Annotated in this window: 14 protein-coding genes; 5 read left to right on the top strand and 9 right to left on the bottom strand. The window is 73.4% G+C overall.

The features are described 5' to 3' along the window. The first annotated feature begins 191 nt into the window (after window positions 1-191). Window positions 192-2,786, top strand: coding sequence for an aminopeptidase N (gene pepN, locus ACFVHV_RS24940; protein WP_359914811.1), 2,595 nt, complete (start codon window positions 192-194; stop codon window positions 2,784-2,786). Window positions 2,787-3,004: 218 nt separating this feature from the next. Here pepN and ACFVHV_RS24935 read toward each other — a convergent pair whose 3' ends face one another. From ACFVHV_RS24935 to ACFVHV_RS24920, 4 genes are all read right to left on the bottom strand, one after another. Then, window positions 3,005-4,312, bottom strand: a complete 1,308-nt coding sequence (locus ACFVHV_RS24935) for a glycoside hydrolase family 18 protein (protein ID WP_380353529.1) — start codon at window positions 4,310-4,312, stop codon at window positions 3,005-3,007. A gap of 202 nt (window positions 4,313-4,514) precedes the next feature. Next, window positions 4,515-7,160, bottom strand: coding sequence for an aconitate hydratase AcnA (gene acnA / locus ACFVHV_RS24930; RefSeq protein WP_380353526.1), 2,646 nt, complete (start codon window positions 7,158-7,160; stop codon window positions 4,515-4,517). Window positions 7,161-7,343: 183 nt separating this feature from the next. Next, window positions 7,344-7,499, bottom strand: coding sequence for a hypothetical protein (locus tag ACFVHV_RS24925; RefSeq protein ID WP_359909976.1), 156 nt, complete (start codon window positions 7,497-7,499; stop codon window positions 7,344-7,346). Next, on the bottom strand, window positions 7,496-8,551 hold the full coding sequence (locus ACFVHV_RS24920; protein ID WP_380353523.1) for a hypothetical protein: 1,056 nt from the start codon (window positions 8,549-8,551) through the stop codon (window positions 7,496-7,498). Before ACFVHV_RS24920 ends, ACFVHV_RS24925 begins: the two co-directional genes overlap by 4 nt. A 30-nt stretch (window positions 8,552-8,581) precedes the next feature. Here ACFVHV_RS24920 and ACFVHV_RS24915 point away from each other — a divergent pair, with 30 nt between their 5' ends. The 3 genes from ACFVHV_RS24915 (at window position 8,582) to ACFVHV_RS24905 (ending at window position 10,142) form a co-directional block, all read left to right on the top strand. Continuing rightward, a complete protein-coding gene (locus ACFVHV_RS24915; protein WP_380353521.1) occupies window positions 8,582-8,929 on the top strand; it encodes a hypothetical protein in 348 nt (115 codons plus the stop codon). Between the two features lie 195 nt (window positions 8,930-9,124). Further along, window positions 9,125-9,526, top strand: coding sequence for a type II toxin-antitoxin system VapC family toxin (locus ACFVHV_RS24910; protein WP_380353518.1), 402 nt, complete (start codon window positions 9,125-9,127; stop codon window positions 9,524-9,526). Between the two features lie 82 nt (window positions 9,527-9,608). Further along, window positions 9,609-10,142 (top strand): superoxide dismutase family protein, encoded by a 534-nt coding sequence (locus ACFVHV_RS24905; RefSeq protein ID WP_380353516.1) that lies wholly within the window; start codon window positions 9,609-9,611, stop codon window positions 10,140-10,142. A 93-nt stretch (window positions 10,143-10,235) separates the two neighbouring features. On the opposite strand, the gene argF is transcribed toward ACFVHV_RS24905, so the two are convergent. From argF to ACFVHV_RS24890, 3 genes are all read right to left on the bottom strand, one after another. Beyond that, window positions 10,236-11,237 (bottom strand): ornithine carbamoyltransferase, encoded by a 1,002-nt coding sequence (argF, locus tag ACFVHV_RS24900; RefSeq protein ID WP_380353513.1) that lies wholly within the window; start codon window positions 11,235-11,237, stop codon window positions 10,236-10,238. Between the two features lie 124 nt (window positions 11,238-11,361). Then, window positions 11,362-14,070, bottom strand: a complete 2,709-nt coding sequence (locus ACFVHV_RS24895; RefSeq protein ID WP_380353510.1) for a polynucleotide kinase-phosphatase — start codon at window positions 14,068-14,070, stop codon at window positions 11,362-11,364. Next, complete coding sequence (locus ACFVHV_RS24890; protein ID WP_380353507.1) at window positions 14,067-15,608, bottom strand: 3' terminal RNA ribose 2'-O-methyltransferase Hen1; 1,542 nt, start codon at window positions 15,606-15,608, stop codon at window positions 14,067-14,069. Before ACFVHV_RS24890 ends, ACFVHV_RS24895 begins: the two co-directional genes overlap by 4 nt. A gap of 141 nt (window positions 15,609-15,749) precedes the next feature. Here ACFVHV_RS24890 and dapD point away from each other — a divergent pair, with 141 nt between their 5' ends. Continuing rightward, window positions 15,750-16,754: a 2,3,4,5-tetrahydropyridine-2,6-dicarboxylate N-succinyltransferase gene (gene dapD, locus ACFVHV_RS24885; RefSeq protein WP_359909952.1), complete on the top strand. Its 1,005-nt coding sequence runs from the start codon at window positions 15,750-15,752 to the stop codon at window positions 16,752-16,754. A 189-nt stretch (window positions 16,755-16,943) separates the two neighbouring features. On the opposite strand, the gene ACFVHV_RS24880 is transcribed toward dapD, so the two are convergent. Then, the gene (locus tag ACFVHV_RS24880) at window positions 16,944-17,243 is read right to left on the bottom strand and encodes a DUF6087 family protein (RefSeq protein WP_359909949.1); all 300 of its coding nucleotides are present in this window, start codon (window positions 17,241-17,243) and stop codon (window positions 16,944-16,946) included. Window positions 17,244-17,361: 118 nt separating this feature from the next. Beyond that, window positions 17,362-19,518, bottom strand: a complete 2,157-nt coding sequence (gene helR / locus ACFVHV_RS24875; RefSeq protein ID WP_380353503.1) for an RNA polymerase recycling motor ATPase HelR — start codon at window positions 19,516-19,518, stop codon at window positions 17,362-17,364. Between the last annotated feature and the right edge of the window lie 345 nt (window positions 19,519-19,863).

The following is a 19,863-nucleotide window of genomic DNA, read 5'->3' as shown; positions in this document are numbered from 1 at the left end:
GGGAGGAGTTCCACCCCCGGAACGCCAACACCCGCCCGGGGCCGCTGATTCCGGCGCGAACGCGGCGGCCTGTGCAATGGTACTGACGGCGAGCGGCGTGAAAGGATGACCCCGCGCGCGCGGCACACCCCGCGCGAGACCGCACCACCCACAGGCGCACCACCGTGCGAGCCGGACAAAGGAGTACCGCCGTGCCGGGCAAGAACCTCAGCCGCGACGAGGCGCAGCAGCGGGCCAGCATCCTGACCGTGGACGGCTACCGGGTCCGGCTGGACGTGACCTCGGCCCCTGACCGGGCGGCCGGCACCTTCCGCTCCACCACCACCGTCACCTTCCGCTGCTCCCAGCCCGGTGCCGGCACCTTCCTCGACCTGCTCGCCCCCGCCGTCCGCTCGGTCACCCTGAACGGCCGAGCCCTCGACCCGGCCACCGCCTACGACGGCGCCCGGGTGCACGTCGACGGCCTGGCCGCCGAGAACGTGCTGACCGTCGAGGCGGACTGCGCCTACAGCCGCACCGGCGAGGGCCTGCACCGCTTCGTCGACCCGGTGGACGGCGAGACCTACCTCTACACCCACTACGAGCCGGCCGACGCCCGCCGGGTGTTCGCGAACTTCGAGCAGCCCGACCTGAAGGCCCCGTTCACCTTCACCGTGACCGCCCCGGCCGCCTGGAACGTGTGGTCCAACGCCCCGCACGAGAAGGTCACCGAGCAGGACGGCACCGGGCAGGACGCCGCCGCGCAGGACGGCGGCCGCACCTGGGAGTTCGCGCCGACCAAGCCGATCTCCACCTACCTCACCGCCGTCGTCGCCGGCCCGTACCACGTCGCCCGCGACCACTACCGCCGCGAGCTGGCCGACGGCACCGCGCTGGAGATCCCGCTCTCCGCGATGTGCCGCCAGTCGCTGGCCCCGTACTTCGACGCGGACGAGATCCTCGGCGTCACCAAGCTCGGACTCGACTTCTTCCACGAGGAGTTCGACTACCCGTACCCGTTCGGCAAGTACGACCAGGCCTTCGTTCCCGAGTACAACATCGGCGCGATGGAGAACCCCGGCTGCGTCACCTTCCGCGAGGAGTTCGTCTTCCGCTCGAAGGTCACCGACGCCGCGTACGAGGGCCGGGCCAACGTCATCCTGCACGAGATGGCGCACATGTGGTTCGGCGACCTGGTCACCATGCGCTGGTGGGACGACCTGTGGCTGAAGGAGTCCTTCGCCGACTTCATGGGCTCCTACGGCCTGATCGGCGCCCGCACCCGCTACTCCTCCGCCTGGGTCACCTTCGCCAACCAGCGCAAGGCCTGGGCCTACCGGCAGGACCAGTTCCCCACCACCCACCCGATCACCGCGGACATCCGGGACCTGGAGGACGCCAAGCTCAACTTCGACGGCATCACCTACGCCAAGGGCGCCTCCGTCCTCAAGCAGCTGGTGGCGTACGTCGGGTCCGAGGCCTTCTTCGAGGGCGCCCGCCGCTACTTCAAGCGCCACGCCTTCGGCAACACCGAGCTGGGCGACCTGCTGGAGGTGCTGGAGGAGACCAGCGGCCGCGACCTCAAGGCCTGGGCCGCCGCCTGGCTCCAGACCTCCGGGGTCGACTCGCTCACCCCGCAGGTCACCACCGACGCCGAGGGCCGGATCACCGAGCTGGCGGTGCTCCAGGACGGCGAGGTGCTGCGCCCCCACCGGATCGCGGTCGGCCTGTACGACCGGGACGCCGACGGCGCCCTGGTCCGCACCGGGCGGATCGAACTGGACGTCACCGGCGCCCGGACCGTCGTCGCCGAGGCCGCCGGCCTGCCCCGCCCGGCGCTGGTGCTGCTCAACGACGACGACCTGACCTACTGCAAGATCCGCTTCGACGAGGAGTCGCTGGAGAACCTGCGCGCCGGCCTCGGCGACATCCGCGACGAGCTGGCCCGGGCGCTGACCTGGTCCGCGGTCTGGAACCTCACCCGGGACGGCCTGATGCCGGCCCGCGACTACGTCGCCCTGGTGCTGCGCTTCGCCGGCCAGGAGGGCAACATCGGCGTGCTCCAGTCGCTGCACGCCCAGGCCAAGACCGCCGTCGACCTGTACGCGGACCCGGCCTGGCGCGGCGAGGGCGGCCGGCTGCTCGCCGACGGCGCCCTGCGCGAGCTGCGCGAAGCCGTCCCCGGCAGCGACCACCAGCTGGCCTGGGCCCGCTTCCTCGCCCAGACCGCCGGCGGCGCCGAGCACCTCGGCCTGGTCCGCGGCCTGCTGTCCGGCAGCGCCCGGATCGACGGACTGGAGGTCGACCAGGACCTGCGCTGGTCGCTGTGGCTGGCGCTGGCCGCGTCCGGCCAGGCCTCCGACGAGGAGCTGGCCGCCGAACTGGCCGCCGACAACACCGCGAGCGGCAAGCGGCACCACACCCAGTGCCTGGCCGCCCGGCCCACCGCGGAGGCCAAGGCCGCCGCCTGGTCGGCGGTGATCGACTCGGACGAGCTGCCGAGCGCCCTGGTCGAGGCCAACACCGCGGGCTTCTCGATCCCCTCCCAGCGCGACCTGAGCGCCCTCTACGCGGCGCCGTACTTCAAGCTGCTGGAGCGGATCTGGGCCGACCGGACCATCGAGATCGCGATGCGGATCGTCGGCGGCTTCTTCCCGATCGCCCAGACCGACGAGCAGACCCTGGCCGAGGCCGACGCCTGGCTGGCCGGGCACCCGCAGGCCGCGCCCGCGCTGCGCCGTCTGGTGCTGGAGCGCCGGGACGACCTGGCCCGCGCGCTGCGGGCGCAGGCCTGCGACCGGGCCTGACGGGCCGCCCCCGGGCCCGACCGGCCGTACGCCACAACGGCCGTACGCCACAAGGGCCTTCGCCGCAACGGCCGTGGGCCCCGACCGCTCCTGGATTCCAGGCAGCGGCCGGGGCCCACGGCCGTTCGCGGTACCGGGGGCGCGCTCGGACGGCGCAGCCGACGGCGTGGCGGGGCCCGCCGCGGGTGCGTCCGCGGCGGGCCCCGGATGCGGGGCGGTCAGTCGCGGCGAAGACCGCGGTCCAGCGCGGCGATCGCGCTGCCCTGGGCGTCGTCGCCGTCCAGCGACCAGACCATCACCCCGGCCAGGTCGTTCCAGCGCGTGTACCGCGCCTTCTGGGTGAGCACCTCGGCGGTGTCGTAGCTGTAGAAGGTGGTGCCGTCGTACTTCCAGGACGCGCCGTGGTCACGGTCCAGGTAGACCTTGCCCGGCAGCGCGTTGATCTCCTGGTACGAGTGGTCGGGCGCGGCCGCGGTGGCGCTCTGGAAGAGGCCGCCGCGCTTGCCGGGGGCGACGCCGGTCCAGCCGTGGCCGTACAGCGGGGAGCCGAGGACGAGCTGCTCGGAGGGCATCCCGCGCTCCTGGTAGTGCGTCACGGCGGTGTCGGCGCTGCGCCGGCGCGGGTCCGGGTCGGTCGGGTCGGAGTACAGGTTGGCCTGGTGGTTGGCCGGGCCCTTGCCCTCCCACGGACCGTGCAGGTCGTAGGTCATCACGTTCAGCCAGTCCATCGACTCGCTGAGCAGGGGCAGTTCGAGCCGGTCGGCGACGGTCTCGTTGGCGGCCACGGCGGCGGTCAGCAGGTAGTGCTTGCCCTTCCTGCCGCTCAGGGCGTCCAGCTGGTCGCGGAACTCCTGCATCAGCAGGGTGAAGTTGCGGCCGTCCTCGGGCCGGACCACGTTGCCCGCGTCCCCGCCGCCGCCCGGGTACTCCCAGTCGACGTCGATGCCGTCGAAGACGCCCGCGGCCGCGCCCTTGCCGCCCTCCGGGGAGCCGGCCAGGACCGGCACGTCGCCCTTGAGGTAGAGGTCGATGCAGGAGGAGACGAACTTCTTGCGGGCCTCGGGGGTGGCGGCCGCGTCGGAGAAGTACTTGGACCAGCTCCAGCCGCCCAGTGAGATCACCGTGCGCAGCTGGGGGTTCTTCGCCTTGAGCTTGCGCAGCTGGTTGAAGTGGCCCTTCAGCTTCTGGCCCGGGGCGTCGGCCACGCCGTCCACCGACTCGGCCGCGGAGAAGGAGCGCTGGTAGTCGTTGTGGGCGTCACCCTGGCCGGCCTCGTTGCTCTCGAAGCAGGTGCCCTCGGCGGAGACGTTGCCGAAGGCGTAGTTGATGACGGTGAGCCTGGCCGCCTGGCCGGACTCCTGGACCCGCTTGGCGGAGCTGTCGGCGCCCCACTGGGTGAAGTAGCCGACCCGCTGGCCCTTCAGCTTCGGGCCGTGCCGTCCGTCGGCGGCGTTGGCGGTGGCGGGGGCGGCGAGCAGCGCGGCGACGGTGGCGGCGGCGAGCAGGGCTGAGGCGCGAGTGGGCATACCGGACCTGTTCTCTGAAGCGACGTCAAATGGTCTGGACCAGATGAGAGAGAGGTTTAGTCCATCTGCCGTTCACCGCACAAGGGGGCGGGCCCGGTCGGTGCAGCATGCAAAAGAGGGGCCGGACCGCGATGTGCGGTCCGGCCCCTCCTCGGGCCCGTGCGGGACTCGGCCGCCGTGCCCGGTCAGCCCATGAGCCCGATCAGCCGATGAGCGAGCGCAGCACGTACTGCAGGATGCCGCCGTTGCGGTAGTAGTCCGCCTCACCGGGGGTGTCGATGCGCACGACCGCGTCGAACTCGACGTCGCCGGCCTTGACCTTGACGGTCTTCGGGGTGCGGCCCTCGTTGAGCTCGGTCACGCCGGTGAAGGAGAAGGTCTCCTCGCCGGTCAGGCCGAGGGACTCGGCGTTCTCGCCCTCCGGGAACTGCAGCGGCAGGACGCCCATGCCGATCAGGTTCGAGCGGTGGATGCGCTCGTACGACTCGGCGATGACGGCCTTGACGCCCAGCAGCGCGGTGCCCTTGGCGGCCCAGTCGCGGGACGAGCCGGAGCCGTACTCCTTGCCGGCCAGGACGACCAGCGGGGTGCCGGCGGCCTGGTAGTTCTGCGAGGCGTCGTAGATGAACGACACCGGCGCGTCGGCCTGGGTGAAGTCGCGGGTGTAGCCGCCCTCGGTGCCCGGCGCGATCTGGTTGCGCAGGCGGATGTTGGCGAAGGTGCCGCGGATCATCACCTCGTGGTTGCCACGACGGGAACCGTAGGAGTTGAAGTCGCGCTTCTCGACACCGTTGGCGGTCAGGTACTGCGCCGCCGGGGTGCCCGGCTTGATGTTGCCGGCCGGGGAGATGTGGTCGGTGGTGACCGAGTCGCCCAGCTTGGCCAGGACGCGGGCGCCGGCGATGTCGGTCACCGGGCTCGGGGTCTTGGCCATGCCCTCGAAGTACGGGGGCTTGCGGACGTAGGTGGACTCGGCGTCCCACTCGAAGGTGTTGCCGGTCGGGACCGGGAGCGACTGCCAGCGGTGGTCACCGGCGAAGACGTCCTGGTAGCCCTTGTCGAACATGGCCTCGTCGATGGAGCCGGCGACGGTGTCGGCGACCTCCTGCTCGGACGGCCAGATGTCGGCGAGGAACACGTCGTTGCCCTCGGCGTCCTGACCCAGGGCGTCCTTGGTGATGTCGATGTTCATGTTGCCGGCGAGGGCGTAGGCGACCACCAGCGGCGGGGAGGCCAGGTAGTTCATCTTGACGTCCGGGTTGATCCGGCCCTCGAAGTTGCGGTTGCCGGAGAGCACCGAGACGACCGCGAGGTCGGCCTCGTTGACGGCGGCCGAGACCTCCTCGGGCAGCGGGCCCGAGTTGCCGATGCAGGTGACGCAGCCGTAGCCGACCAGGTTGAAGCCCAGCTTCTCCATGTACGGGAGCAGGCCGGCCTTCTCGTAGTAGTCCATGACGACCTTGGAGCCGGGCGCCAGGGTGGTCTTGACCCAGGGCTTGACGTGCAGGCCCTTCTCCACGGCCTTCTTCGCCAGCAGGGCGGCGCCCAGCATGACGGAGGGGTTGGAGGTGTTGGTGCAGGAGGTGATCGAGGCGATCACGACCGCGCCGTTGTCGATCTCGTAGGACGAGCCGTCGGGGGCGGTGACGGCGGTCGGCTTCGAGGCCTCGGCGGAGTAGGTCGGCAGCGCCTCGGCGAACCGCTCGGCGGCCTCGGCCAGGATCACGCGGTCCTGCGGGCGCTTCGGGCCGGAGATCGACGGGACGACGGTGGAGACGTCCAGCTCCAGGTACTCGGAGTAGACCGGCTCGTGCGACGGGTTGTGCCAGAGACCCTGCTCCTTGGCGTACGCCTCGACCAGGGCGAGCTGCTGCTCGTCGCGGCCGGTGAGCTTCAGGTAGTTGATGGTCTCGGCGTCGATCGGGAAGATCGCGCAGGTCGAACCGAACTCCGGCGACATGTTGCCGATGGTGGCGCGGTTGGCCAGCGGGATGGAGCCGATGCCGTCGCCGTAGAACTCGACGAACTTGCCGACCACACCGTGCTTGCGCAGCATCTCGGTGATGGTGAGCACCAGGTCGGTGGCGGTGGTGCCGGCCGGCAGCTCGCCGGTCAGCTTGAAGCCGACGACGCGCGGGATCAGCATGGAGACCGGCTGGCCGAGCATGGCGGCCTCGGCCTCGATGCCGCCGACGCCCCAGCCCAGCACGCCCAGGCCGTTGACCATGGTGGTGTGCGAGTCGGTGCCGACGCAGGTGTCCGGGTAGGCCTGGCCGCCGCGGACCATGACGGTGCGGGCCAGGTGCTCGATGTTCACCTGGTGGACGATGCCGGTGCCCGGCGGGACGACCTTGAACTCGTCGAAGGCGGTCTGGCCCCAGCGCAGGAACTGGTAGCGCTCCTTGTTGCGGCCGTACTCGATCTCGACGTTCTGGGTGAACGCGTCCTTGGTGCCGAACTTGTCGGCGATGACCGAGTGGTCGATGACCAGCTCGGCCGGGGCCAGCGGGTTGATCTTGGCCGGGTCGCCGCCCAGCTCCTTGACGGCCTCACGCATGGTGGCGAGGTCGACCACGCACGGCACGCCGGTGAAGTCCTGCATGATCACGCGGGCCGGCGTGAACTGGATCTCCTGGCTCGGCTGGGCGTTCTCGTCCCAGGCGCCGAGGGCGCGGATGTGGTCGGCGGTGATGTTCGCGCCGTCCTCCGTGCGGAGCAGGTTCTCCAGCAGCACCTTGAGGCTGTACGGCAGCCGCTCGGAACCCTCGACGGCGGAGAGCTTGAAGATCTCGTACGACTCGTCGCCCACCTGCAGCGAGCTGCGGGCGTCGAAGCTGTTCGCGGACACGACTGACTCCTTCTGGGTGCTTCGTGCGATATCCGGCCGTCACGCGGTGGTAAGGTCACCCTTACTTAGGCTGACCTTGCCCGCATCGCCGGCGAGCGCCTCTCGGCAAGTATCTTGATGTCGAGATATATCGTAAAGGGCAGTTATCTCGATGTCGAGATAAACCATAGTGCATGCCGTGGCTCACCGGTCGTCCGGGCCGCGCCGCTTGCGCTCCAGCCTGATCAGCCACACCGCACCCGCCACGACAGCCGCCGCCACCAGCAGCACCACCACAAGCTCACCACCGGAACCGCCGGTCGGCGAGGGGGCGATGTCGGCCAGCCGGATCGTCGTCACTCTTCCTCCTCCGTTCGCGCCCGGTTCACTCCCGGGCCCAGAACCAGCATCAGCAGCACCGGGAACTCCAGATAGGCGTGGTAACTCGCCAACGCGGCGTACACCGACCGGCCCCGGGTGTAATCCACGGCGAACAACAGGGCCAGCAGCAGCCCCAGGACCGCGCCCAGCCCCCAGGCCCGCACCCCGCGCAGCCCCGGCACCCGGGCGTCGAAGCGCTCCGCCGCCTCCGGCGCGTACCGCGGCAGGAACCACACCCAGACCACGTAGTGCATCGACTGGAGGAAGGCGAACACCGCCAGGAAGCGCAGCCCCGCCTGCGGCGTCAGCAGGGCCGGCGGGGTGTACGCCGCCGCCAGCCGGTCCGTCCAGCCACCGGGGCGCTGGGACAGCAGCCCGTCCAGCAGACCGCTCAACAACAGGGCCGGCACCAGCAGCACCCAGGCCGACTGCAACGCCAGGAACGCCGCACGGCCCCGCGCCAGCCGGCGCGACCACTCGGCCAGGAACAGCAGCGGCACCACGTTGTGCAGATGGGCCAGCACCACGAAGTGGTACGCGGGAAACGCCAGCGAGGCCGCGCCGGCCACCCCCAGCAGCACCACGCCCGCGAGCAGCAGCCGGGGACGGCCGCGCAGCCCGTACCGGCAGGCCGCCGCCAGCAGGCCGTACGCGAGCAGGATCTCCGCCGACTGGGCGGCCCGCGAAGGCGGCAGCAGGCGGCACAGCACGATGCCGGTCACCAGCGCCAGCAGCAGCCGCAGCAGCGGGCCGGTCAGCACGGCGGCGAAGCGGCCGGCCACGTAGCGCAGCTCCAGCACGTTGTGCAGCAGGCCGAAGACGGCCAGGCCCAGCACCGCCAGGCCGGTCGGCGCCCGCAGCGCCAGCGCCAGGGCGAGGACGGCCGACAGGGCGAAGCCCGCGAAGGGCGCGACGCCGGGCCGGGCGGCCGGGCCGGGCGCGGGCCAGGCGGCTCCCCCGGTTCCTGCGGTGCCTGCGGTTCCGGGGACGCCGGGGACGCCGGTGGTCGCGCCCGCGCTCGTGGTCGCCATGCTCCCCCTCTCCGTGGCACGATCCCCGCCGTGCGCTACCCGGTGGCCCTCGCCCTCACCCTGCTGACCGAGACGCCCGTCTACACGGCCGCCCTCGTCCGCGTCGGGCGGGTCCGACCCGGGCGGGCGGCCGCGGCCGCCGTCCTGGTCAACCTGGTGACGCACCCGCTGCTCTGGTGGACCCTCCGGCACTGGACCGACGGGCCGGCGGCAGCGTACTGGACGGGCTTCACGCTCGGCGAGGCCGCGGTCTGCGCCGTCGAGGCGCTGCTGCTGCGCCCGCTCGTTGGGCTCCGCCCGCGCGACCCGCTGCCCTGGCTCGCCGCCGGCACCGCCAACGCCGCCTCGCTGCTGGCCGGACTGCTGATCCTGTCCTGACCGCCGCCCCGTCCCCGCCCCGCCCCCGCCCGTGAGGCGGCTTCCGGGCCCCGGCATCCGGCCGGGCGGGGCAGGCACGGCGCCCACCTCGTCACGGGGCGCGAGGGGACGACAGGGATCCGCGGGACGCGCCCGCGGGCCGCCCCGGTACCGTGGCCGGTGACTCGACGTGCGGAAACGGGCAGGGGCCGACAGATGATCGTGGTGGACGCATCCGCGCTGGTACTGGCGCTCGCCGACCAGGGCCCGCGCGGGATCCGGGCCCGCGCGGAACTCGCCTCCGGCGGCGAATGGGTGGCGCCCGAGCACATCGTCATCGAGGTGATGCAGTCGCTGCGCGGGCTCTACCTGGCCAAGGAACTGACCGCCGAACGGGTCGCCGAACTCACCGGGGAACTCGCGGCGGTGACGATCCGCAAGGTCGAGGTGGCGCCGCTGCTCGGCCGGATCTGGGAGCTCAAGGACAACCTCACCCCGGACGACGCCGCGTACGTCGCGGTCGCCGAGCGGTACGGGGTGCCGCTGGTCACCGCCGACCTGCGGCTGATGCGGGCCAGCGGGCCGCGCTGCGAGATCCGGGGGATCCGGCGCGACTGAGCCGCCACGGGCCGGGTGTCCTCGGAGCCCCGGCCGCGTTAGCAGGGCGACCCCCGCCCCGCCCGTGGAAGGCCCCGTCCCGATGACCGCTCCGCTCGCCGCCGCCCTGCTGCCACTGGCCCTGCTCGTCCCCGCCACCTCGCCGGTCTCCGTCGTCGACGCCGACTTCGACCCGGCCACCGCCTTCGTCCCGCCGACCGCCATCAGCTACGCCAGCGACCTGGTGCCGTACGGCTCGCACGTTCGGATCGTCACCGACCGCTCGCTGCCCGGGCGGACGGTGCTCACCCTGACGGCCTCCGGGCTCGCCCCCGGCCACGAGTTCCCGGTGCACCTGCACACCGGCGGCTGCGGGGCCGACCCGGCCTCCTCCGGGCCGCACTACCAGGACGAGGTCGACCCGGTGCAGCCGTCCAGCGACCCGGTGTACGCCAACGAGCGCAACGAGCTGCGGCTGGTGCTGCGCACCGACGGGCGGGGCGCGGGCAGTGCCAGCACCGCGGTGGCCTGGCAGCCGCGGCCGGGCGAGGCCCGCTCGCTGGTGCTGCACGCGGGCACCCCGGCCGGCCCGCACGCGGCGGGCGACCGGGTGGCCTGCGTCAAGCTGGACGGCTGAGGCCGGGCGCCGAGCCGAGCCGGCCCCGGCCCGGCGGCCTCCGCGACCTCCGCGGCCTCCGGGCCGGGTCGGGTCGGGGCCAGTCAGGGCCGGTCAGGAGCCGAGGGTGGCGACCAGCACCGCCTTGATGGTGTGCAGCCGGTTCTCGGCCTGGTCGAACACGATGGAGTGCGCCGACTCGAACAGCTCGTCGGTGCACTCCAGCTCGGTCATGCCGGTCGCCTCGTGCATCTGCCGCCCGACCACCGTGCCGAGGTCGTGGAAGGCGGGCAGGCAGTGCAGGAACTTCACGTCCGGGTTGCCGGTGGCCCGGACGGTGCCCATGGAGACCTGGTACGGCTTGAGCAGCTCGATCCGCTCGGTCCAGACCTCCTTGGGCTCGCCCATCGAGACCCAGACGTCGGTGTAGAGGAAGTCGGCACCGGCCACGCCCTCGGCCACGTCCTCGGTCAGGGTGATCCGGGCGCCGGTCGTCCCGGCCAGGGCCTGCGCCGACTTCTGCACCTCCTCGGTGGGCCAGAGCGCGCGCGGGGCGACGATCCGGATGTCCATGCCGAGCAGGGCGCCGGTGACCAGCAGCGAGTTGCCCATGTTGGAGCGGGCGTCGCCGAGGTAGGCGAGGGCGACCTCGGACAGCGGCTTGGCGGTGTGCTCGGTGACGGTGAGCACGTCGGCCAGCATCTGGGTGGGGTGCCACTCGTCGGTCAGGCCGTTCCAGACCGGGACGCCGGCGTACTCGGCCAGCTCCTCGACGACCTCCTGGCCGTGGCCGCGGTACTCGATGCCGTCGAACATCCGGCCGAGCACCCGCGCGGTGTCCTTGATGGACTCCTTGTGGCCGATCTGCGAGCCCGCGGGGTCCAGGTAGGTGGTGGTGGCGCCCTGGTCGTGGGCGGCGACCTCGAAGGCGCAGCGGGTGCGGGTGGAGGTCTTCTCGAAGATCAGCGCGATGTTCTTGCCGCGCAGCCGGGGCTGCTCGGTGCCCGCGTACTTCGCCGCCTTGAGCGTGGCGGCGAGGTCCACCAGGAAGCGGAACTCCTGGGGCGTGAAGTCGAGCTCCTTGAGGAAGTGCCTGTTCCGGAGGTTGAAGGCCATGCCGGGCTCCTGGGGTGACGGGACTACGGGAAAGCGGCAAGTCTATACGATGCTCGGAATTTCTATACAGAGGCGGGCCGGAGAAGGGGAGCCCACGGGGAGCTCCCCTCCTCCGGCACCGCCCTCACAGCCGCGGGTCGACCGGCTCCGACTCCAGCGCGAGCACCGCGAAGACCGGCTCGTGCACCCGCCACAGCGGCTCCCCCGCCGCCAGCCGGTCCAGCGCCTCCAGGCCCAGCGCGTACTCGCGCAGCGCCAGCGAGCGCTTGTGGCCCAGCGCGCGCAGGCGCAGCCGGTCGAGGTGCTCGGTGTAGTCCGGACCGTAGATGATCCGCAGGTACTCCCGGCCGCGCACCTTCACGCCGGGCTGCACCAGGCCGCCCGGCCGGCCCTCGCCGCGCGCGGTGCGCACCAGCGAGGCCAGCGGCTTGACCACCATGCCCTCACCGCCCGCCGCGGTCAGCTCCTCCCACCAGGCGGTGGCCGCGGCCGTCGAGGCCTCGTCCTCGGTGTCCACCAGGATCCGGCGGGTGCGGTGCAGCACCGGCTCCCTCCGGGGCTCCGGGCGCTCCTGGTGCTCCGTGCCGTCGGCGGAGCCGGGCGCGCCAGGCCCGTCGGACGCGCCAGGCCCATCGGGCGCGTCGGCGGCCACCAGGCGGTCGATCCAGGCCAGGTGCTCGTCGTGCGGGCGCACCGCGAGGTTCGCCCCCTCGGCCGCGAGCAGCTGGAACGGCGCGAGCCGGATGCCCGACAGGCCCTCGGTCGGCCAGCAGTAGCGCCGGTACGCCTCGGTGAACGCCCGCGCGTCGGCCGCGCGCTGCCGCTGGCGGGCGGTCGGACCGGCCAGGTCCAGGCCCCGCCCGGCCGCCCGCTCCAGCGCGGACAGCACCTCCGGCAGGGCGGCGCCCGCCGCCGCGCCGACCGCCGCGTACTGGCGGCGCAGCAGCTCCACCGCCTTCAGCGACCAGGGCATCAGCTCGGCGTCCAGCAGCAGCCAGTCGGTGCCCAGCTCCTCGAACAGCCCGGACCGCTCGGCGGCCGCCCGGACCCGGTCGAGCACGGCGCCGGTCAACTCCTCGTCGGCGAGGAAGGCACGGCCGGTCCGGGTCCAGATCGCGCCGGGGCCGGCCACGCCGAAGCGGCGCTCCAGCGCGGCCCCGTCCCGGGCGACCAGCAGCACCGCGCGCGAGCCCATGTGCTTCTCCTCGCAGACCAGGTGCCGCACGCCGTCCGCCCGGTAGCCGAGGAAGGCCTCCTCCGGGTGCTCCAGGTAGCCCTCCCGGCGGGAGGTGGCGCTCGGCGCCATCGTCGGCGGCAGGTAGGCGAGCAGCCGCGGGTCCAGCGCGAAGCGGCTCATCACCTCCAGCGCGGCGGCCGCGTTCTCCTCCCGCACGGCCACCCGCCCGTGCAGCCCGGTCTCGACGGTCCGGCGCCCGGCCACATCGGCGAGGTCCAGCGGACGGCCCTCGCGGGCGCCCGGCGCGTCGGTGATCAGCGGGCGGACCGGGGCGTACCACTCGCGCTCGGCCTCGACGCTCACCAGCTCGCGTTCCGGGTAGCGCAGCGCGGTCAGACTGCCGCCGAAGACGCAGCCGGTGTCCAGGCAGACGGTGTTGTTGACGAAGCTCGCCGACGGCACCGGGGTGTGGCCGTAGACCACCAGCGCCCGGCCCCGGTACTCCTCCGCCCACGGGTAGCGCACCGGCAGGCCGTACTCGTCGGTCTCGCCGGTGGTCTCCCCGTACAGCGCGTGCGAGCGGACCCGGCCGGAGTTGCGGCCGTGGTACCTCTCCGGCAGGCCGGCGTGGCAGACCACCAGGGCGCCGCCGTCCAGCAGGTAGTGGCTGACCAGGCCGCGCATGAACGCGCGGGCCTCGGCCCGGAACTCCTCGCTCTCCCCGGCCAGCTGGTCCAGCGACTCCTGGAGGCCGTAGGCGACGTTGACCTTCTTGCCGTCCAGCGCCCGGCCGAGCTTGTTCTCGTGGTTGCCCGGCACGCAGAGCGCGTGGCCGGCCGCCACCATGCCCATCACCAGGCGCAGCACGCCCGGGGTGTCCGGGCCGCGGTCGACCAGGTCGCCGACGAAGACGGCGGTGCGGCCCGCGGGGTGCGCCGCGTCCACCGGGCGGCCCCCGGCGTCCCGGGTGAGGGTGTAGCCGAGCCTGGTCAGCAGGGTCTCCAGCTCGGAGCGGCAGCCGTGGATGTCGCCGACGATGTCGAACGGGCCGGTGAGGTGGCGCAGGTCGTTGTAGCGCTTCTCCAGCTCGACCCCGGCCGCCGCCACCTCGGCCTCGCCGCGCAGGACGTGCACCTTTCGGAAGCCCTCTCGCTCCAGACCCCGGAGGGAACGGCGCAGCTCGCGGTGCTGGCGGGGGATCACGTGGGCCGGCAGCCGACGGTCCGGGCGGGAGCGGTTGCGCTCGGCGCACACCCCCGGCGGGACGTCCAGGACGATCGCGATCGGCAGCACGTCGTGCTCGCGGGCGATCGCGACCAGCTGACGGCGGGCCTCGGGCTGGACGTTGGTGGCGTCCACGACGGTCAGCCGGCCGGCCGCCAGGCGCTTGCCGACGATGTAGTGCAGGACGTCGAAGGCCTCGGCGGAGGCGGACTGGTCGTTCTCGTCGTCGGCGACCAGGCCCCGGCAGAAGTCGGAGGAGATCACCTGGGTGGGCAGGAAGTGGCGACGGGCGAAGGTGGACTTGCCCGCGCCGCTGGTGCCGATCAGGACGACGAGGGAGACGTCGGTGACGGGGAGGCGGCGGGGGGTGGTGCTCTCCGCGTGGTCCTGGCCCTGGTCGTCGCCAGGGGTGTCGGTCGTGTCATCGGTCATCGGGGCTCGCCTCCTTCGGGCGTCGTGGTCGCGGTGAACAGGGCCAGCTGGGTCGGGGCGCCGACCTCCTCGTCCTCCGGGCCGACCGGGCGCAGCTCCACGGTGTAGCCGTACGCGGCGGCGACCTTCCCGGCCCAGGCGCGGAACTCGGCCCGGGACCACTCGAAGCGGTGGTCGGCGTGCCGGACGGCGCCCGCCGGCAGGCTCTCCCAGCGGACGTTGTACTCGGCGTTCGGCGTGGTGACCACGACCGTCCTCGGCCGGGCGGCGCCGAACACCGCGTACTCCAGCGCGGGCAGCCGCGGCAGGTCCAGGTGCTCGATCACCTCGCACAGCACCGCCGCGTCGAAGCCCTTGAGCCGTGCGTCGGTGTAGGTGAGCGCTCCCTGTACCAGCGCCACCCGGGCCGCCTGACGCTCCGGCAACCGCTCCAGGCCCAGCTTACGACTCGCCGCCCGCAGCGCCCGGACGGAGACGTCCACGCCGAGGATCCCGGTGAACCGGGGGTCCTTGAGCAGCTCGCCGATCAACTCGCCCTGGCCGCAACCGAGATCGGCGACACGGGCGGCACCGCTCTCACGCAGCGCGGTGAGGATCGCGGCGCGGCGCCGCTCGGCGAGGGAGGGCTGCCGGGGCTCCGACTGCTCCCCGACCTCCTCCTCGGCCCGGACCTCCGCCCCGGGCCCGACCTCCTCCTCGGGCCGGTCGTCGACCGCGTTGTCGATCTCCTCGACCTCGCGGTCGTCGGCCTCCGCCAGCCGGGCCAGCTCCAGGCGCTCCATCGCGGCCCGGGCCAGCGACCAGCGCCGGGCCAGGTAGCGGCGGGTGATCAGGGCGCGCTCCGGGTGCGCCGCCAGCCAGCCCTGGCCGGCGGCGAGCAGCTTGTCCACCTCGTCCGGGGCGACCCAGTAGTGCTTGGCACCGTCCAGCACCGGCAGCAGCACGTACAGCTGCTGGAGCGCGTCGGCGAGCCGTACCGTTCCGGAGGAGAGCGCGATCCGCACGTAGCGGGACTCGCCCCACTCGGGGAACGACTCGTCCAGCGGGATCGCCGTCGCCTCGACCTGCCAGCCCAGCGGTTCGAACAGCCGGACCACCAGGGCCGGGCCGCCGCCGTCACCCGCGCCGTTGGCGGGCACGGCGGGCAGGTCGATGCGCAGCGGACGGGCCCGCCCGGGCAGTTCGGGCCGGGCCGGGCAGGCGCCCTTCATCGCGGACCGGAACACCGTCCGCAGCGCCACCGCGAGCAGCGAGGACGCCGCGTACGGGCGGTCGTTGACGTACTGGGAGAGCGCGAAGTCGGGCGAGCCGCCGCGCCCCCTGCCGTCGCCCCGGCCCTTGCGGACCAGTGCGATCGGGTCGATGTCCAGCAGCAGCACCGCGGTGCAGACCTCGTCCCCCGCCTCGGGGTAGAAGACGTGCGCCTCGCCGTGCGACGTGGTGAACCGCTGGACCTTGTCGGGGTGCTTGTGCAGCAGGAACCCGAGGTCCGCGGCCGGGTCCTCGGCGCTGCCGGTGGTGGAGATCGACATGAACACCCGCTGAAGTATTGCCCAGCGCCGGGGCGGCGAGCACCGGGTTTTCCCGCCCCGCGGACCGCCGACCAGCAGGTCCGACGGGTGTGTCCGCCCGGCGGGCGTGTTCGGCACCGGGGCCCCGCATTGGTTAACGTGCACGGTGTGACTGCTGAATCCACCTCGCTCGAATCCACCTCCCCGGCGAACGGCGCCGTGGCCGCCGGTCTGGCCACCATCGCCGCCGACGGCACCGTCCTCGACACCTGGTTCCCCGCCCCCGTGCTGGCCGCCGAGCCCGGCCCGGCCGGCACCGTCCGCCTGACCGCCGAGCAGGCCGAGGCCGAGCTCGGCGCCGGCGCGGCCGAGGCGCTGCGCGCCGACGCGCGCCGTGGCGTCGAGGTGGTCGCCGTGCGCACCACCATCGCCTCGCTGGACGAGAAGCCGCTCGACACCCACGACGTGTACCTGCGGCTGCACCTGCTCAGCCACCGTCTGGTCAAGCCGCACGGCCAGAACCTGGACGGCGTCTTCGGCCTGCTGGCCAACGTCGCGTGGACCAGCATCGGCCCCGTCCCGGTGGACAAGGTCGAGCAGGCCCGCCTGGCCGTGCGCGCCCAGGGCGGCCAGCTGGCCGTGTACGGGATCGACAAGTTCCCGCGGATGACCGACTACGTCGCCCCGACCGGTGTGCGCATCGCCCACGCCGACCGCGTCCGGCTCGGCGCGCACCTGGCCGTCGGCACCACCGTGATGCACGAGGGCTTCGTCAACTTCAACGCCGGCACCCTGGGCACCTCCATGGTCGAGGGCCGGATCAGCGCGGGCGTCGTCGTCGGCGACCACAGCGACATCGGCGGCGGCGCCTCGATCATGGGCACCCTGTCCGGCGGCGGCAAGCAGGTCGTCTCGGTCGGCGAGCGCTGCCTGCTCGGCGCCAACGCGGGCATCGGCATCTCGCTCGGCAGCGACTGCGTGGTCGAGGCCGGCCTGTACGTGACCGCCGGCACCCGGGTCACCACCCCGGACGGCACGGTGGCCAAGGCCGTCGAGCTGTCCGGCCAGGACAACCTGCTGTTCCGCCGCAACTCGCAGAGCGGCGCGGTCGAGGTCATCGCCCGCTCCGGCTCCTGGGGCGGCCTGAACGCCGACCTGCACGCCCACAACTGACCTGCGGGCAGCGACTGTCGGGGTCCGGCGCCGGGCGGCGCCGGGCCCCGCTCGTGTCCCGGGGCCGCTCGCGCCTCGGGGTCCGCTCCCGTCCCGGCGTCCGTTCCCGTCCCCGGCGTCCGTTCCGTCTCCGGCGTCCGGCCGCGGGTGGGATCCGGCCGCGGGTGGAGCGGCCCACCCGTGCGGACCTCAGGGCTTGCGGTGGCGCCCCGGTGCCTTCCTCGGCCGCCGCACCGAGCGCCCGGGCCGCGGTGCGCCGCCGCCCTCGATGCCGTGGAGGATCCGCTGAGCGGCGGCGTAGTCCTCGGCCACCGTCTCCGGCAGCCACTGGTAGCCGTCCCAGCGCACGATCAGCCTCGGTTCGCCCGGCGCCACATGGGCGCCCCGCTGCCGCCCGTCCATCAGCCGTACGGCCCGCAACTGCCCGACCGGCCACAGCCGTTGCTCCCGCCTGGCCGCCCACGACGCCAGCGGTTCCTCCTCGTCCATCGCCCCAGTCCGGCCTCCCTCAGCCGTCGCCCGACACTCGCGTCACCCGACCGGGCGATGTGCGTTTCGGCCCCTCCGCTCCCTCCTTCCGCAACCCGCTCCCTTCGCCGCCGCCGGCTCACGAACTCCTGAGGACCACCAGCCGCTGGGTGGCCCTGGTCATCGCGACATAGCGGTCGACCGCGCCCTCGACCCCACCGCCGAACGCCTCCGGATCCACCAGGACGACCAGGTCGAACTCGAGTCCCTTGGACAGCTCCGGGGTCAGCGACCGGACCCGCGGCCGCGCCTCGAACCCGGGGGCGCCGATCACACAGGCGATCCCCTCGGCGTGGTCGGCGAGCCAGCCGTCCAGGACGGCGTCCAGCTCCGCCACCGACCCGTGCACGACGGGGATGCCGCTGCTGCGGACGGAGGTCGGCACGTTGGCGTCCGGCAGCGCGGCCCGGATCGCGGGCTCGGCCTCGGCCATGACCTCCTCCGGTGTCCGGTAGTTGATGCTCAGCGAGGCCACCGTGGTCCGGTCGAGCCCGATCCGCTCCAACCGCTCCTGCCAGGACTCCGTGAAGCCGTGCCTGGCCTGCGCCCGGTCCCCGACGATGGTGAAGCTCCGGGACGGGCAGCGCAGCAGCAGCATCTGCCACTCGGCGTCGGTCAGCTCCTGGGCCTCGTCCACCACGATGTGCGCGAACGGCCCGGCGAGCGGTTCCGGGTCGGCGACGGGCAGGGCCGTCTCGTCGACCAGGGTGTCCTGGAGGTCGCGGCCGCGCAGCATCGTCACCGCGCCCTCGCCGTCGTCGTCGGCCTGCAGCAGGTCGCCGATGACGTCGGCCATCCGCGCGCGCTCGGCGGCGGCCGCGGCCTCCCGCCGACGCCGGCGCCGGTCCGCCTCCGGATCGCCCAGCCGCTGCCGGGCCGCGTCCAGGAGCGGCAGGTCGGACACCGTCCAGGCCTGGGGCGCGTCCTTGCGCTGGAGCCTGCGGACGTCCTCGGCTGCGAGCCAGGGCGCGCACATCCGCAGGTAGGCGGGCACCGACCAAAGGTCGCCGACCAGCTCGGCCGCGTCGAGCAGCGGCCAGGCCCGGTTGAGCGTCTCGACCAGCTCCCGGTCCTGCCGCAGCGACCGGCGGAACAGCTCGGGCGAGACCCCCTCGTCCTCGTCCAGCTTGTGCATCAGGATCGTGGCCAGCTCCTCCCAGATCTGCTCGCGGGCCTCGTTGTGCGGGGTGCCCGGGTCCGGCGCGTCGAACGCGTCGGACCAGTCCTCGGCGCTCAGCCAGAGGTCGGCCCAGTGGGTGGTGACCTCCAGCCCCTCGGTGGGCGGCTCCTCGTAGAACCGGACGGCCTTCTCGATCGCCCTCACCATGTCGGCCGAGGACTTCAGCCGGGCCGCCTCCGGGTCGGCCTCGGCCCCGGCCTTCGCCCCTTCGGCGACGAGGTCCCGCACGGTGCAGGTGCGCACCCCCTCCTCGCCGAGGCTCGGCAGGACGTCGGCGACGTAGGCCAGGTAGGGCTGGTGCGGGCCGACGAACAGCACCCCGCCCCGCCGGTGGCCGAGCCGGGGGTCGGAGTAGAGCAGGTACGCGGAGCGGTGCAGGGCGACGACCGTCTTGCCGGTGCCCGGGCCGCCGTCCACCACCAGGGCGCCCCGGGAGCCGGCCCGGATGATGGCGTCCTGGTCGGCCTGGATGGTGGCCAGCACGTCCCGCATCCGGGCCGACCGGCCGCCGCCCAGGCCGGCGATGAACGCGGACTGGTCGTCCAGCGCGGCGCGCCCCTCCAGGGCCTCGGCGGTGAACACCTCGTCCCAGTAGTCGGCGATCCGGCCACCGGTCCAGCGGTACCGGCGCCGGCTCACCAGGCCCATCGGATCGGCGTGGGTGGCCCCGAAGAACGGCTCGGCCGCGGGCGAGCGCCAGTCGACCAGCAGCCGTCGCCCCGCGCTGTCGGTGAGGCCGAGCCGCCCGATGTACACCGGCTCCGGGTCGTCGGCGAGGACGACCCGGCCGAGGCACAGGTCCAGGCCGAAGCGGCGCAGGGCGCGCAGCCGACCGGTCAGCCTGTGCACCTCGATGTCCCGGTCCATCGCCTCCCGGCCGAGGCCGCCCGGCGCGCGGCGCAGCGCGTCGAGGCGGCCGGACAGGCCAGTGATCGCCTCTTCCAGGCTCTCCGCGACGGCCGCGAAGTGCCGCTCGTCCTCGCCGATCAGTGCCGGGTCGGCCTTGGCGGCGAGGCGGGCGGGAAGGTCGAACGCACTGGTGGTCCGGCTGTTCATGGCATCAGCTCCGATCTGAGGCCTGCGATTGTGCGCCAGCACGGGGGCCTTGCCGCAAGACCCCCCGTGCGCTATACGTTGAGAGTGGCAAGGGGTGGGTTCTCCCCCTGGTCGTCCCGGTTCATCCCCGGCTCCTGTCCGGGCATGTCGACCACGCCGCGCTCCGCATCATCGGTCGCATCCCCGCTCCGCGACGCCCGGGGCCCGCTCCGCAACGCGCCCGGGGCCGTTCCGCGCCTAGCCGAGGCGGCACCGCGACGGCAACCCCGGCTCACCCGGGAGGCTTACCCCGCAGCGGAGTTGGACCGCATCGGGTGGTGTCCGGGTGACGGCGTCCGGAGCGGT

The sequence above is a fragment of the Kitasatospora sp. NPDC127116 genome, from assembly GCF_042677365.1.
Taxonomy (GTDB): Bacteria; Actinomycetota; Actinomycetes; order Streptomycetales; family Streptomycetaceae; genus Kitasatospora; species Kitasatospora lactacystinica.
This window is presented reverse-complemented; position numbering and strand designations above follow the sequence as displayed.